Consider the following 14405-nt stretch of genomic DNA (forward strand, 5'->3'; position numbering starts at 1 on the left):
GGCGAATCGGACTAGGCTGTAGCCAGAGGCCGAGCCATGTCCGATACGCGTTTCAAGTCTGACCCGGGTCGACGGGGCGACCGAGCGGAACGGCGGCTGATCGCCGTTCTGGTCGCCCTGTTCGTCGCCCAGACCTCGCTTGTCGCCGTGACCATTGCAGACGCGGTCCGGGACTATCAGGCGGCGAATCAGCGGCGGGACTGACATGCCCGGTTGGGCGCGGCGCCAGCCGTGCCCGTCACAGCCGGGCGAACGCGGGGACGGCATGGCGATCAGCAACACCGATGTCGTCATCCTGGGCGGCGGTCACAACGGACTGGTTTGCGCCTTCTATCTGGCGCGAACAGGGCTGAAGGTCACCGTGCTGGAGCGGCGCGGCGTGGTCGGCGGGGCGGCCGTGACCGAGGAATTTCATCCCGGATTCCGCAACTCCACCGCCAGCTATACCGTCAGCCTGCTGAACCCGACGGTCATCGCCGACATGCAGCTGGCGCGTCACGGCCTGCGCGTCGTCGAGCGGCGGATGTCGAATTTCCTGCCCCTGCCGGACGGCCGCTATCTGGCGGCGGGGGAGGGGCGGACGGCCGCAGAGGTCGCGAAATTCTCCGCACGCGATGCGGAACGCCTGCCCGAATACGAACGACGGCTGGAGGCCGTGGCCGATGTGCTGCGGGCCCTGGTGCTGGAGACCCCGCCCAACCTGACGGACGGGGGGTGGCGGGAGGCCGTACCGGAACTGCTGCGTTCGGCCTCGGTGGCGCGCCGCATCGGGCGACTGGACCTGACCGGCCGGCGCGATGTGCTGGACCTGTTCGCCAAATCGGCGGGCGACTGGCTGGACGGCTGGTTCGAAAGCGATCCGATCAAGGCGCTGTTCGGCTTCGACGGCGTCGTGGGCGCCTATGCCAGCCCCTATACGCCGGGCACGGCCTATGTTCTGCTGCACCACGTCTTCGGCGAGGTGAACGGCAGGAAGGGCGTCTGGGGTCACGCCATCGGCGGGATGGGCGCGATCACCCGGGCGATGGCGGCGGCCTGCGTTGAACAGGGCGTCGATATCCGGCTGGAAACGCCGGTCGCTCAGGTCTTGACCGAGAAGGGCCGGGCCGTCGGGGCAGTGACAGAGGCGGGCGACGTCGTCCGGGGCCGGGCGGTGATCTCCAACCTGCATCCCCGCCTGCTGTTCGACCGGCTGGTCGATCCGGCGGTCGTGCCGGCCGACTTCACCGAACGGATGGGCCGCTACGCCTCGGGGTCGGGCACCTTCCGCATGAATGTGGCGCTGAGCGAACTTCCGAGGTTCACCGCCCTGCCGGCGCCCGGCGATCACCACACCGCCGGCATCATCATCGCCCCCACCCTGGCCTATATGGACCGGGCCCATGCCGAGGCGCGGCTGCACGGCTGGTCGCGCGAGCCGATCGTGGAAATGCTCATCCCCTCCACCCTCGACGACAGTCTGGCGCCCCCGGGTCAGCATGTCGCGAGCCTGTTCTGCCAGCATGTCGCGCCGGATCTGGCCGATGAACACCGCGACGCCGTGGCGGACGTGATGATCGAGACGGTCGACCGCCATGCCCCGGGGTTCAAGGCCTCGGTCCTCGGGCGACTGGCGCTGGGGCCGCGTGATCTGGAGCGGCGCTTCGGCCTGATCGGCGGCGATATCTTCCACGGACGGCTGACGCTGGACCAGCTGTTCAGCGCGCGGCCGGTCCCGGGTCATGCCGACTACCGGATGCCGGTTCCGGGTCTGTATCTGTGCGGATCAGGGGCCCACCCCGGCGGCGGCGTCACCGGGGCGCCGGGCCGCAACGCCGCCCGGTCGGTGCTGAAAGACCTCGGTCGCAAGCGTGCGCCCCGGTGAGCGGACTCAGCCTGCGGGGCGCAGCGCCCGGATCAGGGCGTCCTCGACAGCCGCCTCGGTGAAGGGCTTCTGAAGGGTGATCCGTCCCTTCCATTCGTCCGGAAGACCGCCTTCCCCATAGCCCGTCGAGAAGATCAGGGGCACGCCACGGGCTTCCAGCGCTGCGGCGGCCGGAAACACCTCAATCCCCGCCACATTGACGTCCAGCAGGGCGCCGTGCAGCGGTTCTCCGCTCGCGATCAGGTCCAACGCTTCGGCAACGGTCGAGATCGGGCCGACGGTTTCGCAGCCCATATCATCCAGAATGGTCTCAAGCAGCATGGCGACGAGGGATTCATCCTCGACCACCAGAATACGGCTCCCCTTCAACACTTCAGTCAAACCTGCCCCCGTCGAGCGAACTTCTGTCCAGTGAGAAGGACATTTTCACAATGAGTCCGGTGGTTGCGTAGTCGAGTTCAATCGTTCCCGCCAGATCGTGGCGGATATTGCGCTCGATCAGACGGGCCCCGAAGCCGCGTCGGACCGGCGGCGTCGTCGGCGGTCCTCCAACCTCGCACCAGGTCAGATCAACCGTCCGGTCACGCTGATCCCTGACGGTCCATTCAACCTTCACACGACCGTCCACTGTCGACAGGGCGCCGTATTTGGCGGCGTTGGTGGCCAGTTCGTGGAAGATCATGCCCAGCGACAGGGCCGACGCCGGGCTGAGCGCCACGGCAGGCCCGTCCATGCTGACGCGGTGGGCGCCGTGGGCCTCGGTCTCGTGGCACAGGACGTCGCGGAGGTCTGCGCCCTCCCAGTGACTTCGCGTCAGAAGGTCGTGGGTGTGTGACAAGGCCATCAACCGGGCCTGAAAGCTCCGGGCGAAGCTGTGCGTGTCCTGATGCGACCGGGCGGTCTGCATGGCGATGGACTGGACCGTGGCGAGGGTGTTCTTCACCCGGTGGTTGAGCTCATCGATCATCAGCTTCTGGCGCTCGGTGGCGATGACGTCATTGGTCACGTCGTGCCCCTGGACGAAGATGCCGAGGACACGTCCGTCCTCGTCACGGATCGGCTGATAGATGAAGTTCAGATAGACGTTCTCGAGGGAGGCGCCGGGAACGCGCTGAAGCTGCAGGCGGCTCTGACGACCCTCGAAGGCCTCTCCGGTCTGGTAGACGTGGTCCAGAAGGTCGACATAGCCCTGGCTCGCCACCTCGGGCAGGGCGTCCAGGACGCGCTTGCCCGCGATGTCCCGATGACCGATCAACTGGGAATAGGCGGGGTTGTGCATCTGGAAGACATGTTCCGGCCCGGTAAGGACGGCGACGAAGCCGGGCGCCTGCATGAACATCTCGATCAGACGATTGCGCTCGGCCTCAAGCTTCAGATTGGCCTTCTGCACCTGCTGGGCGCGGCGCAACACATCGCCGCCGACGATGACGTCCAGGGCCGTACGCGGTCCGCTGGCCTCGGCCCGGATGCGACGCAGTTGCTCCAGTTCCGTGATGTCCGTGGTGTGTTGAAGCACATAGGTCACCGCGCCGTCGCGATCGAGGATCGGCGTATGGGTGGCGCTCCACATCCTCTCCTCGAATGCGGTCGAGCCGTCGGCCTGGGGCCGCGCCATGGCGAAGTTGACGAGAGCCAGATGCTCGGGACTGCGGGTCCGGATGGCCCGCTCGATCGAGGCGCGCACCTGGCGCACGTTCTCCGGCGCGTCCTCGCCGCTCCCGCCGGTAAAGGCGCCGAAGATCGGCTGGCCGATGATCTCGGCCCGGCGGCTGGACGTCACCGCGAGATAGGCTTCATTGACGCCGGCGATGGTCAGATCCGGAGTGAGCAGGACATAGGGATTCGGCGACGCGTCGAACACGGCCGCAAGATCGACCGCCAAGTCGCCCGAAATCACCAGATCCTTCAATTTTTCCCCCGCCGTACCCGTCTCGAACGCACCTGAAACGAACCGGTTCAACGCCTTGATCCGAATTTTCGGATGTACGGGGCCGTGATCCACACGCCTGACCGCATCCAGCGATTTCATCTTCCGGACGCATTGCCTAGGTTGAGCCCATGTCATTCGTTTCTCTTCTCGGCGCCGCCCTGATCATGACCCAGTCCACCGTCCAGCCGCCGGCGCCGGCGGACCCGCCCACGGCCCGGATCGGCGAGGGGGTGCTGGTGGGGCGCTCCGCCGCCGGCGTCGCCAGTTTCAAGGGCGTGGCCTATGCGCGTCCGCCCGTCGGGGCGCTGCGCTGGCGTCCGCCGCAACCGGCTCCCGGCTGGCGCGGGCCGCGCGATGCGGGCCACGTCGGGGCGATCTGCATCCAGCCGCCCGCCAATGGCGATCCGGGCGTCGGACCCCTGCCGATGAGCGAGGACTGTCTGACCCTGAATGTCTGGGCGCCGGAGGCAAGGGACGGCGCCCTGCCGGTGATGGTGTGGATCCACGGCGGAGGCTACAACAACGGCTCCGGCACAGCGGATTTGTATGACGGTTCCGCCCTGGCGCGGCGCGGCGCGGTGGTGGTGACGATCAACTACCGGCTCGGCCGGCTGGGCTTTTTCGACCATCCGGCCCTGACGGCGGAACGGCCGGCCGGTGAGGCGGGCGGCAACTATGGCGTCATGGATATGATCGCCGCCCTGGAGTGGGTGCGCGATCATGTCGCGGCCTTTGGCGGGGATCCGCATCAGGTGACGATCTTCGGCGAATCGGCCGGTGGGGTGGCCGTCAGCCAGTTGATGATCGCCCCCGCGGCGCGAGGGCTGTTCGCCCGGGCCGTCATCCAGTCGGGTCTGGGGCGCCAGAAGGGGGCGGCGCCGTCGACCGGCACGGACAGCTTCCCCTCCAGCCAGGCGCGCGGTGCGGCCTGGGCCGGGGCCCGGGGGGTGGCCCCGACCGCTGACGCCCTGAGGGCGATTCCCGCAGAGCAGCTGTTGAGCCCCGCGCCGAACTTCTTTGGCGGCGACCTGATTCTGAATGACGGCCAGGTGCTGACGCGCGACGTGGAGGCCGTTTTTGCGGCGGGGAGTCAGGCGCCGGTCCCCCTGATTATCGGCACCAACAGCGCCGAATTCTGGTGGATGAAGCCTTCGGATCCGACGCCCTATGGCGCGCTTGATGACCGGATGTCGGACGAGAGCCGGGCGGCCCTGGTCCAGGCCTATGGCGGTCAGGCGGGCTATGACGCCCATCTGGTCAGCGACATCGTCTTCAATGAGCCGGCGCGCCATCTCGCGCGCCTGCATGCGGCGGCCGGCCATCCGACATGGCTCTACCGGTTTGACGTCGTTTCCGCCGCCATGCCCGAACCCCACACCGGGGCGACCCACGCCTCCGAGCGGCCCTATGTGTTCGACAATCTGACGCAGTCGTCATGGCCGACCGAAGAGAGGGATCAGAGGGCGGCGGACCTGATGGCGGGCTACTGGACCGGTTTTGCGCGGACGGGCGACCCCAATGGCGGCGGGCGGCCGGCCTGGCCGGACATGGCCGCAGCGCCGGATCAGCTGCTGGAATTCGGCAATGACGGACCGGCGGTCAAGCCGGTTCCGTTCGCGGAGCGGTTGAACCTGATCGAGGCGCTGTACGCCGTCGCCGTCCCGACGGACTGAGCAGCCCGCCTCATCCGGGCCCTGACTATTACCCGCCTGTTGCGGTTGTGGCTGAACTGAGGCCCTTGCGGGGCCCCCCGGTGCTGTGGCATGTAACCGCTTACAGGTAACCGATTACATTCGGCGCTGACGGACCTTCGCCAAGGGGGCCGGGACGGCGGTACGACAGGGGTTGACGTCTATTGGGCTCTCACAGCCATCACCATCCGACGGCGGGAAGGCGGTCATGAAGGCCGCCACCATTCGCGATGTCGCGTCACACGCCTCGGTGTCCGTCGCCACGGTCTCGCGTGTGCTGAACGGCGCCGGCCCGGTGACCGAGACCACCCGTCAGCGCATTCTCGAATCGATTGCGACCCTCGGCTATGTGCCGCACAGCGGCGCGCGCAGCCTGTCGACCAGCCGTACCGATACGGTCGGGGTCATTCTGCCGGACCTGTTCGGCGAGTTCTTTTCCGAAATGATCCGGGGCATGGATCTGGCGGCCCGGGCCCACGGCCTGCATCTGATCGTGTCCAGCTCGCATGGCGACGCCGACGAGGCCTCGGCCGCGATCCGCTCCATGCGGGGCCGGGTCGACGGGCTGATCGTCCTGTCGCCGCATCTGGACGATTTCGGCCTGTCGGCGACGGCCGGCCGGCTGCCGGTGATCCTGATGAACGGGGGCGCGGTCGGCGATCTGGCCTCGATCGCCGTGGATAATCGCGGCGGCGCCATGGCGGCGGTCCAGCATCTGTACGAGACCGGACGTCGGCGCATCGCCCATATTTCGGGACCGGCCGGCAACCTGGAGGCCGAGGCGCGTCTGGCGGGCTATGCCGAGGCGGTCGCCGGGGTCGGCCTTGCCCCGTGGGTCGTCGACGGCGACTTCACCCAGACGTCCGGCCATCAGGCGATGAGCGGCCTGATCGCGGGCCCGGATCGGCCTGACGCCCTGTTTGTCGCCAATGACACCATGGCCATCGGCGCCCTTCTGGCGCTGCAGGAGCACGGCCTGCGCTGTCCCGAGGATGTCGCGGTCGTCGGTTTCGACGATGTGCCGATCGCCTCGCTTGTCAGACCCGCCCTCACCACCCTGCGCGTCGACATCGTCGGCATCGGGCGGCGGGCGCTGGACCGGCTGGTCGGTCTGATCCGCGGCAAGGACGCCGAGCCGAGCGAGGCCGTCCACGAGACCGTGCGTCCCACTCTCATCGTCAGGGGCTCTACCCAGCCGGCCCCTGATCTCTCACCCCCGACCGTTTCAGGACACATCCTGACCGGCGGAATCACACTTGGGAAAACCTAAGGAACCTTCAGGATGAAAACCCGTATTCGCACCCTCGGCGCGGTCTCCGCGCTCGCCATGGCGACCTTGCTGGCAACCGCCGGCGCCGCTTCGGCTCAATCCTCGACCTCGACCCTGCGCGGCACGGTGACGAGCGCCGCCTCGACATCCGGCGCCACCGTGACGGCGACCGAAGTGTCCACCGGCTTTGTGTCCCGCGCCCGCGTGGCTGCCGATGGCGGCTATGTCCTGCCCGGCCTGCGCCCCGGCACCTACCGGATCGAGGTCACCACGGCCGGCGGCCAGACCGATAGCGAGGTCGTCAACCTCGGCCTCGGCCAGACGGCCACGTTGAACCTGGAGCCGGGCGCCGCCACGGCCTCCGTGTCCGACGACGCCGTTTCCGTGGCCGACGTCGTTGTCACCGGACGTCGTCTGGTCGAGGTCCGCACGTCGGAAGTCGCGACCAACGTCACACAGCGGCAGATCAACGACCTGCCGCAGATCAGCCGCAACTTCCTGAACTTCGCCGCCCTCGCGCCCGGCGTGGTGGTGCAGGAGGATCCGGCGGAACGCACCATCTCGGCCGGCGCCCAGTCGGCCAACGCCATCAACGTGTTCATCGACGGCCAGAGCCAGAAGTCCAACATTCTGGACGGCGGCATCGCCGGTCAGGACGACAGCCGGGGCAACCCCTTCCCGCAGGCCGCCATCCAGGAATTCCGCGTCCTGACGCAGAACTTCAAGGCCGAGTATGAGCAGGCCTCGTCGGCCATCATCACCTCGGTGACCCGCTCCGGCACCAACGAATTCCATGGCGACCTGTATGTCCAGTACCAGGACACCGACTGGATCGCCCAGAACGTCTTCGCCAAGCGTCGCGGCCAGGCGCCGACGCGTCTGGATCGTCTGCAATACGGCGGATCGATCGGCGGCCCGATCATCCAGGACCGGCTGCATTTCTTCGGTTCGTATGAGCGCAAGGATGAGACCCGCTCCAACTCGGTCTTCCTGAACCGCACCGAATACACCTCGCGCTTCCAGGATCAGATCGGCACCTTCGAGGCGCCCTTCGAGCAGGATCTGTTCTTCGGCAAGCTGTCCTGGCAGCCGAACGAGGAGAACCGGGTCGACCTGTCGGCGACCTATCGCACCGAACAGGATATCCGTGACTTCGGCGGCCAGAACGCGGCGACGCGCGCCAATGGCGTCAATCTCGACACCACCAGCGTTGTGCTGAAGCACCAGTATCAGGGCTCGTTCTTCGTCAACGACTTCTCGATCGATTTCTTCCGCTCGAACTATAACCCGCGCGCCGTCAACTTCGACCAGCCGGGCCAGCGCTATGTCGTCTACCGCGACAACGTGGCCGCAACCCCGGCCTTCGACTTCTCGTACAACAACGTCGAGGCGACCGTCATCAATCTGGGCGGCGGCAACAACAACCAGGACATCCGCGACGAGTCCGTCACCCTGCGTAACGACCTGACTTTCAACGAGGTCGAATGGATGGGCCGCCATACGATCAAGGTCGGCGCCCGTTACTCGATGCGGAACTACTACGTCGCCAAGATGTTCAACCGGAACCCGCAGTTCGACTATGACATCACTGGCCGGCCGGAGGTCCTGAACTCCAGCACCATCCCGACCCGGGTGACGCTGAACCTGCCGACCGATGCCGCCGACGTCGATAACAACACCATCGGCCTGTACCTGCAGGACGACTGGCAGGTCAGTGACCGGCTGGAGCTGAACCTCGGCATCCGCTGGGACTACGAGGACAACGCCGTCAACAACGACTATTCGACGCCCCAGGTGGTTCGCAATGTCCTCGCCGCCTTCCAGGGCAGCGCGGCCTTCACCTCGCCCGTCAATATCGCGGACTACGTCTCCGACGGCGACCGGGAGGCCTTTACGGGTGCGTTCCAGCCGCGGATCGGCTTCAGCTATGACGTGTTCGGCGACGAGAAGACGGTCGTGTTCGGCGGCGCAGGCCGCTACTACGACCGGATCGGGTTCAACTTCTCGTTCTCCGAGCGCTTCTCGCCGTTCAACCTGTCCAAGACGATCTTCTTCTCGCCGTCCGGCGGCGCCTATGGCGGTCAGACCAATACGGTCGCCTGGAACCCCGTCTATGCCACGGCGGCGGGCCTCGACACCCTGCTGGCCGGAACCCAGGGCCGCGGGGAGATCTTCCTCGTCAAGAATGACGCCCCGGTCCCCCACACGGACCAGTTCAACTTCGGCGTTCGTCAGAAGTTCGGCGACATCCAGACGGCCGTCACCCTGACCTACTCCAAGACCGAGAACGAGTTCGGCTGGTACCGCCTCAACGTCAACAGCTCGAACGCGATCACCGTGCGTCCGTCGCAGTTCACCAATCCGGCGACCAGCCAGCCCTTCGCCTTCAACGACAGCGTCTTCTATTCGGACCATGACCGCGAGCGCGAATACAAGGCGATGTATGTGACCATCGACAAGCCGTTCACCAGCGACTCCGGCTATGGCTACAACATCGCCTACACCCTGGCCGAGGCGGAACAGAACGGCAGCCGCGACCAGGGGCTGGCGGCCTTCGACTTCGACTATCCGAACATCGCCTCCACGCCATTCTTCAACACCCCGGGCGTCGAGAAACACCGCATCGTGGCCTCGGGTACGGTGCAGCTGCCGTGGGACTTCCGTCTGTCGTCGATCATCACCCTGGGATCGGGGCGTCCGTTCACCGCCTTCAACCCCGGCAACGGCGCCAAGCCGGACTGGTTCGCCTACTATCCCAAGAAGTACAGCTTCATCCTGCCCAACGCCTTCGCCTTCCGTCAGGTCGACCTGCGCCTCGCCAAGTCGTTCGACACCTGGGCCGGGCAACGGGTCGAGATGACGATCGACGCGATCAACATCTTCAACTTCCGCAACTACAACGGCTTCAACCAGACCTACCGGGTCAACAACGGCACCCCGGCCGCGGCCCTGAACGGCACCTTCGGTCTTCCGACCTCGCAGTTCCTGCCGACCCGCAGCTTCCAGGTCGGTCTGCGCTACGCGTTCTGATCTGATCCCCTGAGACCTGGCCGCTCCCCGATCCCGGGGAGCGGCCTTTCTTTTTTGAGTATGACCGGTTTGGCTTTAAGAGGTTCGTCCATGGATCGTCGCCGCTTTCTGTTGGGCTCGACCCTGGCCGGTGTGGTCGCCGGGGCAGCGTCTCCGGTGCTTGCCCAGGCCTCCCTGGCCCGGACGTCCCGGGGGCAGCGCGGTTCGGGCCGAAGGACAGGGATCAATCGACTGGACCCCGAGATCGACGAACTTCAGCGCCGGACCTTTGACTGGTTCGTCAAGGTCACCGACCGGCGGACCGGGCTGACGCCCGATCGCTGGCCGTCGAAATCCTTCGCCTCCGTCGCCGCCGTCGGCTTCGCCCTGGGCTGCTGGCCGGTCGGGGTCGAGCGGGGCTGGATGACGAGGGCCGAGGCGCGCGAGCGGACCCTGATCACCCTGCGCTTCTTCGCGGCCCTGCCGCAGGGGCCCGAGGCGACGGGCGTGGGCGGCCACAAGGGATTTTTCTACCACTTCCTCGATATGGAGACCGGCCACCGCTATGGCCGGACCGAGCTGTCGACCGTCGACACGGCCCTGTTGCTGGGCGGCATGCTGTTCTCGGCGCAGTTCTTCGACGGCCGTCATGCCGAAGAGGTCGAGATCCGGCAGATCGCCCAGACCCTGTACGAACGGGTCGAATGGGACTGGGCCGTCGTGCGCAGCAACCGCATCTCGATGGGCTGGCACCCGGAGACGGGCCATATTCCGCACGACTGGTGGATCTACAACGAGGGCATGCTGGTCCTGCTGCTGGCCATCGGCAGCCCGACGCATCCGGTTTCGAACGGCGTCTGGGACGAGTGGGTCTATGCCTATGAGCAGAGCTGGACCGACCGCTGGGGCGACTGGCATCTGCAGTTCGCGCCGATCTTCGGCCACCAGTACAGCCATATGTTCGTCGATTTCCGCGGCATCCAGGACGCCTGGATGCGCGGCAAGTCGGCCATGACCGACCAGACCCTGGACTATTTCGAAAACAGCCGCCGCGCCGTCTATGCCCAGCAGAAATACGCTCACGACAATCCGGGCGGCTGGGCCGGCTATTCGGCCGCGATGTGGGGGTTGACGGCCTGCGACGGGCCGGGCGACTTCAAACAGGTCATCGACGGGCGCGAGCGGGAGTTCTTCTCCTATTCGGCGCGCGGCCCGGGCGACCGGGACGACGGCACAATCGCGCCCACGGCGGCGGCGGCCTCGATCGCCTTTGCCCCCGAGATCGTCGTGCCCTGCGTCAAGGCGATGAAGGCGTTCGGGGGTAATGCTCTGTACACGGAGTATGGCTTCCTCGACTCGTTCAACCCGACCCTGACCGAGCGCGAGGGTCCGCTGCTGCACGGCCGGATCGCGCCCGGCGTGGGCTGGGTCGACGGCGACTATCTGGGCATCGATCAGGGGCCGATCGTCATCATGACCGAGAACCACCGCTCGGGCCTGTTGTGGCGCACCATGCATGGCGAGCCGAACCTGAAGCGTGGTCTGCAACGCGCGGGCTTTACCGGCGGCTGGCTGGACGCATGACGGGACCCGGCCCGGATCGCAGGACCGCGCTGGGCCTGATCGCAGGGGGGGCGGCGGCCTTGAGCGGCTGCGCCCCGCGCGACGGCCGACCGGCCCTGCAGTTCTGGGCCATGGGCAATGAGGGGGCGGCGGTTCCCGAAATCCTGCCCGAGTTCGAGGCTCAGACCGGCATCCGCGTCGTGGTCCAGCCCCAGCCGTGGAGCTCGGCCCACCAGAAGCTGCTGACCGCCTATGCCGGCGACTCCCTGCCCGACGTCAGCCAGGTGGGGGCGACCTGGATTTCAGAGCTGACGGCCATCGGCGCCCTGTCGCCGACGCCGCGCCAGGCCGCCGACCTGTTGACCGACCAGTTCCCGGCCGTGCTGGATACGGCCACCATCGGCGGGGTCCCGATGGCCACGCCCTGGTATGTCGACACCCGGCTGATCTTCTGCCGCACCGACATCATGGCCCGCGCCGGCTATGACGCCATGCCGACGACCTGGGCCGAGTGGAAGCGGTCGATGCATGCGATCAAGCGGGCGGCGGGGTCGGGGAACTACGCCATCCTGTTGCCGGTCAATGAGTTCGAACAGCTGCTGACCTTCGGCCTCCAGGGCGACGAGCCGCTGCTGCGCGACAACGACAGCCGGGGCAATTTCTCCAGCCCGTCGTTCGTGGCGGCCCTGGCCTTCTACAGGAGCCTGTTCGACGAAGGGCTGGCCCCGCTGGCGTCCTCGACCCAGATCTCGAACGTCTGGACCGAGTTCGGACGCGGCTATTTCAGCTACTATTTCTCCGGTCCCTGGACGATCGGCGACATGAAGACCCGGCTGGATCCGGCGATCCAGCCGCACTGGACCACGGCGGGCGTGCCCGGGCCGAACGGACCAGGGGCCTCGGCGCCGGGCGGGTCGGCGCTGGCGGTGTTCAAATCGAGCCGCAACCCCGAAGCGGCCTGGAAGCTGATTCGCTATCTGTCGGATCCGGCCGTGCAGGCGCGGTTCAACGTCCTGACCGGCGACCTGCCGTCGCGACCCTCGGCCTGGGCCGCGCCCGCCGTGGCGTCAGACCCCTATATCGCCGCCTTCAAGGGCCAGCTCAGCCGCGCGAAGGCCCTGCCCAAGGCGCCCGAGTGGGAACGGGTCTCGGCCGAGATGCAGATCGTGGCCGAACGGATGGTGCGGGGCGAATACACGACCGAGGCCGCCGGCCGCGAGATCGATCGCCGCGTCGACCGCATTCTGGAAAAGCGCCGCTGGATGCTGGATCAGGGGAGGGGCGTATGAGGCGCAACACCGGAACCGCCGCCGCCCGCGAACGCGCGGCCTGGGGGTTCGTCGCCCCGGCCCTGATCGCCATCGCCGTCTTCTTTGTGATTCCGGTCGTCTCGGCCCTGTTCCTCAGCCTGACCGATTTCGACATCTATGCCCTGGCCGATCTGAAGAACCTGAGGTTCGTCGGCTTGCAGAACTATGAGCGGCTTCTGACCAATCCGCTGTTCTGGGGGGCGATGAAGAACACCCTGTGGTTCGCGGTTCTGGGCGTGCCCCTGTCCATCGCCGCGTCCCTGGGCGCCGCCGTCATCCTGAACGCCCGGACGGTGAAGTGGCGGCCGGTCTGGCGGGTGGTGTTCTTCGCCCCGTTCGTGACCACCCTGGTGGCCACGGCCGTGCTATGGAACTATCTGCTGCACACCCGGTACGGCGTCATCAACTGGGCCATCGGGGCGTTCGGCATTCCGCCCGTGGACTGGCTGGGCCAGCCCTCGACCTCGGTCCCGGCCATCCTGATGTTCGTGGTGTGGAAGATCTTCGGCTACAATATGCTGATCTTCCTGGCGGTCCTGCAGACCGTGCCGGACGACCTGTATGAGGCCGCGCGCATCGACGGCGCCGGGCCATGGAAACAGTTCACCAACGTCACCCTGCCGGCCATCGCCCCGACCCTGTTGCTGGTGTCGATCATCTCGGTGGCCAGCTTCTTCCAGCTGTTCGCCGAACCCTATGTGATGACCCAGGGCGGACCGGCCCAGTCGACGGTGACGGTGCTCTACTTCATGTATGAAGAGGGCTTCAAATGGTGGAACCTGGGGTCCGCCTCGGCTGTGGCCTTCATCCTGTTCCTGTGCATCTTCGCCGTCACCTTGGTGCAGCTGTGGGTGTCGCGTCGTCTCGGCGGAGCGCACACATGAGGGGTTCGCCGCTTAAAATCCGCGTCGTCCTGCTGAACCTCGCGGTCGCGGCCCTGGGCCTGATCGTGGTCTTCCCGCTGGTCTGGATGCTGTCGGTCAGCTTCATGGCGACGGGGGAGGCGGCCAATTTCCCGCCGCCGCTGCTGCCCAGGGTCTGGACGCTGGAGCACTATCGCGACCTGTTCGTCAGCCAGGGCATGGGGCGGTACATGCTGAACAGTCTGGGGCTGGCGACGCTGGCGACGGTGCTGGCCCTGCTGTTCACCGTCCCGGCCGGCTATGCCTTCGCCAAGCTGAGCTTCAAGGGGCGGGACCGGGTGTTCCAGCTGTTGATCGGGGCCCTGGTGATTCCGGCCCAGATCGGGACCCTGCCTCTGTTCCTGATGCTGAAGTCGGTCGGGCTGGTGAATACCTGGCCCGGGGCGCTGGTGCCCTGGCTGGCCTCGATCTTCGGCATCTTTCTGGTGCGGCAGTACGCCCTGTCGATCCCCGACGAGATGCTGGAGGCCGCGCGGATCGACGGCGCGAGCGAGGGCCAGATCTTCCGTCGGGTGGTCCTGCCGACCCTGACGCCCATTCTGGTGACCCTGGCCCTGTTCGTCTTCCTGGGCAGCTGGAACGACTTCCTCTGGCCGTTGATTATCCTGACGGACCAGAGCAACTACACCCTGCCGGTGGCTCTGGCGGCCCTGTCGCGCGAGCATGTGCAGGATATCGAGCTGATGATGGCGGGCGCCGTTATCACGGTGGCCCCGGTGCTGATCCTGTTCCTCGCCCTGCAGCGGTTCTACATCCGCGGCATGCTGGCGGGGAGCGTGAAGGGGTAGATCCCTCAAGGCGTTCGTCATCCTCGGGCTTGACCCGAGGATCGGCGGAACATGCGA

General features: G+C 66.8%; 11 protein-coding genes. 9 read left to right on the forward strand and 2 right to left on the reverse strand.

Features of this window, described 5'->3' with window-relative positions; all coding sequences use genetic code 11:
* Window positions 1–36 precede the first annotated feature (36 nt).
* Window positions 37–204: a hypothetical protein gene (locus ACW17W_RS06765; protein WP_492079990.1), complete on the forward strand. Its 168-nt coding sequence runs from the start codon at window positions 37–39 to the stop codon at window positions 202–204.
* A 61-nt stretch (window positions 205–265) separates the two neighbouring features.
* A complete protein-coding gene (locus ACW17W_RS06770) occupies window positions 266–1864 on the forward strand; it encodes a phytoene desaturase family protein (protein ID WP_492079991.1) in 1599 nt (532 codons plus the stop codon).
* A gap of 6 nt (window positions 1865–1870) precedes the next feature.
* On the opposite strand, the gene ACW17W_RS06775 is transcribed toward ACW17W_RS06770, so the two are convergent.
* The gene (locus ACW17W_RS06775; RefSeq protein WP_492080280.1) at window positions 1871–2236 is read right to left on the reverse strand and encodes a response regulator; all 366 of its coding nucleotides are present in this window, start codon (window positions 2234–2236) and stop codon (window positions 1871–1873) included.
* Between the two features lies 1 nt (window position 2237).
* A complete protein-coding gene (locus ACW17W_RS06780) occupies window positions 2238–3893 on the reverse strand; it encodes an HWE histidine kinase domain-containing protein (protein ID WP_492079992.1) in 1656 nt (551 codons plus the stop codon).
* A 29-nt stretch (window positions 3894–3922) separates the two neighbouring features.
* Here ACW17W_RS06780 and ACW17W_RS06785 point away from each other — a divergent pair, with 29 nt between their 5' ends.
* The 7 genes from ACW17W_RS06785 (at window position 3923) to ACW17W_RS06815 (ending at window position 14348) form a co-directional block, all read left to right on the forward strand.
* Window positions 3923–5467 carry a carboxylesterase/lipase family protein gene (locus ACW17W_RS06785; RefSeq protein ID WP_492079993.1) on the forward strand — a complete coding sequence of 515 codons (1545 nt, stop codon included), beginning with the start codon at window positions 3923–3925 and terminating at the stop codon, window positions 5465–5467.
* A gap of 226 nt (window positions 5468–5693) precedes the next feature.
* Window positions 5694–6755 (forward strand): LacI family DNA-binding transcriptional regulator, encoded by a 1062-nt coding sequence (locus tag ACW17W_RS06790; protein ID WP_492079994.1) that lies wholly within the window; start codon window positions 5694–5696, stop codon window positions 6753–6755.
* Window positions 6756–6767: 12 nt separating this feature from the next.
* Window positions 6768–9785: a TonB-dependent receptor gene (locus tag ACW17W_RS06795; protein ID WP_492079995.1), complete on the forward strand. Its 3018-nt coding sequence runs from the start codon at window positions 6768–6770 to the stop codon at window positions 9783–9785.
* A 90-nt stretch (window positions 9786–9875) separates the two neighbouring features.
* On the forward strand, window positions 9876–11348 hold the full coding sequence (locus ACW17W_RS06800) for a glucoamylase family protein (protein ID WP_492079996.1): 1473 nt from the start codon (window positions 9876–9878) through the stop codon (window positions 11346–11348).
* Entirely contained in the window at window positions 11345–12616 is a 1272-nt protein-coding gene (locus ACW17W_RS06805; protein WP_492079997.1) for an extracellular solute-binding protein, read from the forward strand. The genes ACW17W_RS06800 and ACW17W_RS06805 overlap by 4 nt, the downstream gene beginning before the upstream one ends.
* Entirely contained in the window at window positions 12613–13521 is a 909-nt protein-coding gene (locus tag ACW17W_RS06810; RefSeq protein WP_492079998.1) for a carbohydrate ABC transporter permease, read from the forward strand. The genes ACW17W_RS06805 and ACW17W_RS06810 overlap by 4 nt, the downstream gene beginning before the upstream one ends.
* Window positions 13518–14348 (forward strand): carbohydrate ABC transporter permease, encoded by an 831-nt coding sequence (locus tag ACW17W_RS06815; RefSeq protein ID WP_492079999.1) that lies wholly within the window; start codon window positions 13518–13520, stop codon window positions 14346–14348. Before ACW17W_RS06810 ends, ACW17W_RS06815 begins: the two co-directional genes overlap by 4 nt.
* Window positions 14349–14405 lie beyond the last annotated feature (57 nt).

This window comes from Brevundimonas sp. FV1ye29L, assembly GCF_058681095.1.

Coding starts and splice junctions, on each gene's coding strand:
- ACW17W_RS06790 (WP_492079994.1), top strand. CDS start 5,694: ATGAAGGCCGCCACCATTCGCGATGTCGCGTCACACGCCTCGGTGTCC.
- ACW17W_RS06805 (WP_492079997.1), top strand. CDS start 11,345: ATGACGGGACCCGGCCCGGATCGCAGGACCGCGCTGGGCCTGATCGCA.
- ACW17W_RS06815 (WP_492079999.1), top strand. CDS start 13,518: ATGAGGGGTTCGCCGCTTAAAATCCGCGTCGTCCTGCTGAACCTCGCG.
- ACW17W_RS06795 (WP_492079995.1), top strand. CDS start 6,768: ATGAAAACCCGTATTCGCACCCTCGGCGCGGTCTCCGCGCTCGCCATG.
- ACW17W_RS06765 (WP_492079990.1), top strand. CDS start 37: ATGTCCGATACGCGTTTCAAGTCTGACCCGGGTCGACGGGGCGACCGA.
- ACW17W_RS06770 (WP_492079991.1), top strand. CDS start 266: ATGGCGATCAGCAACACCGATGTCGTCATCCTGGGCGGCGGTCACAAC.
- ACW17W_RS06785 (WP_492079993.1), top strand. CDS start 3,923: ATGTCATTCGTTTCTCTTCTCGGCGCCGCCCTGATCATGACCCAGTCC.
- ACW17W_RS06800 (WP_492079996.1), top strand. CDS start 9,876: ATGGATCGTCGCCGCTTTCTGTTGGGCTCGACCCTGGCCGGTGTGGTC.
- ACW17W_RS06780 (WP_492079992.1), bottom strand. CDS start 3,893: ATGAAATCGCTGGATGCGGTCAGGCGTGTGGATCACGGCCCCGTACAT.
- ACW17W_RS06810 (WP_492079998.1), top strand. CDS start 12,613: ATGAGGCGCAACACCGGAACCGCCGCCGCCCGCGAACGCGCGGCCTGG.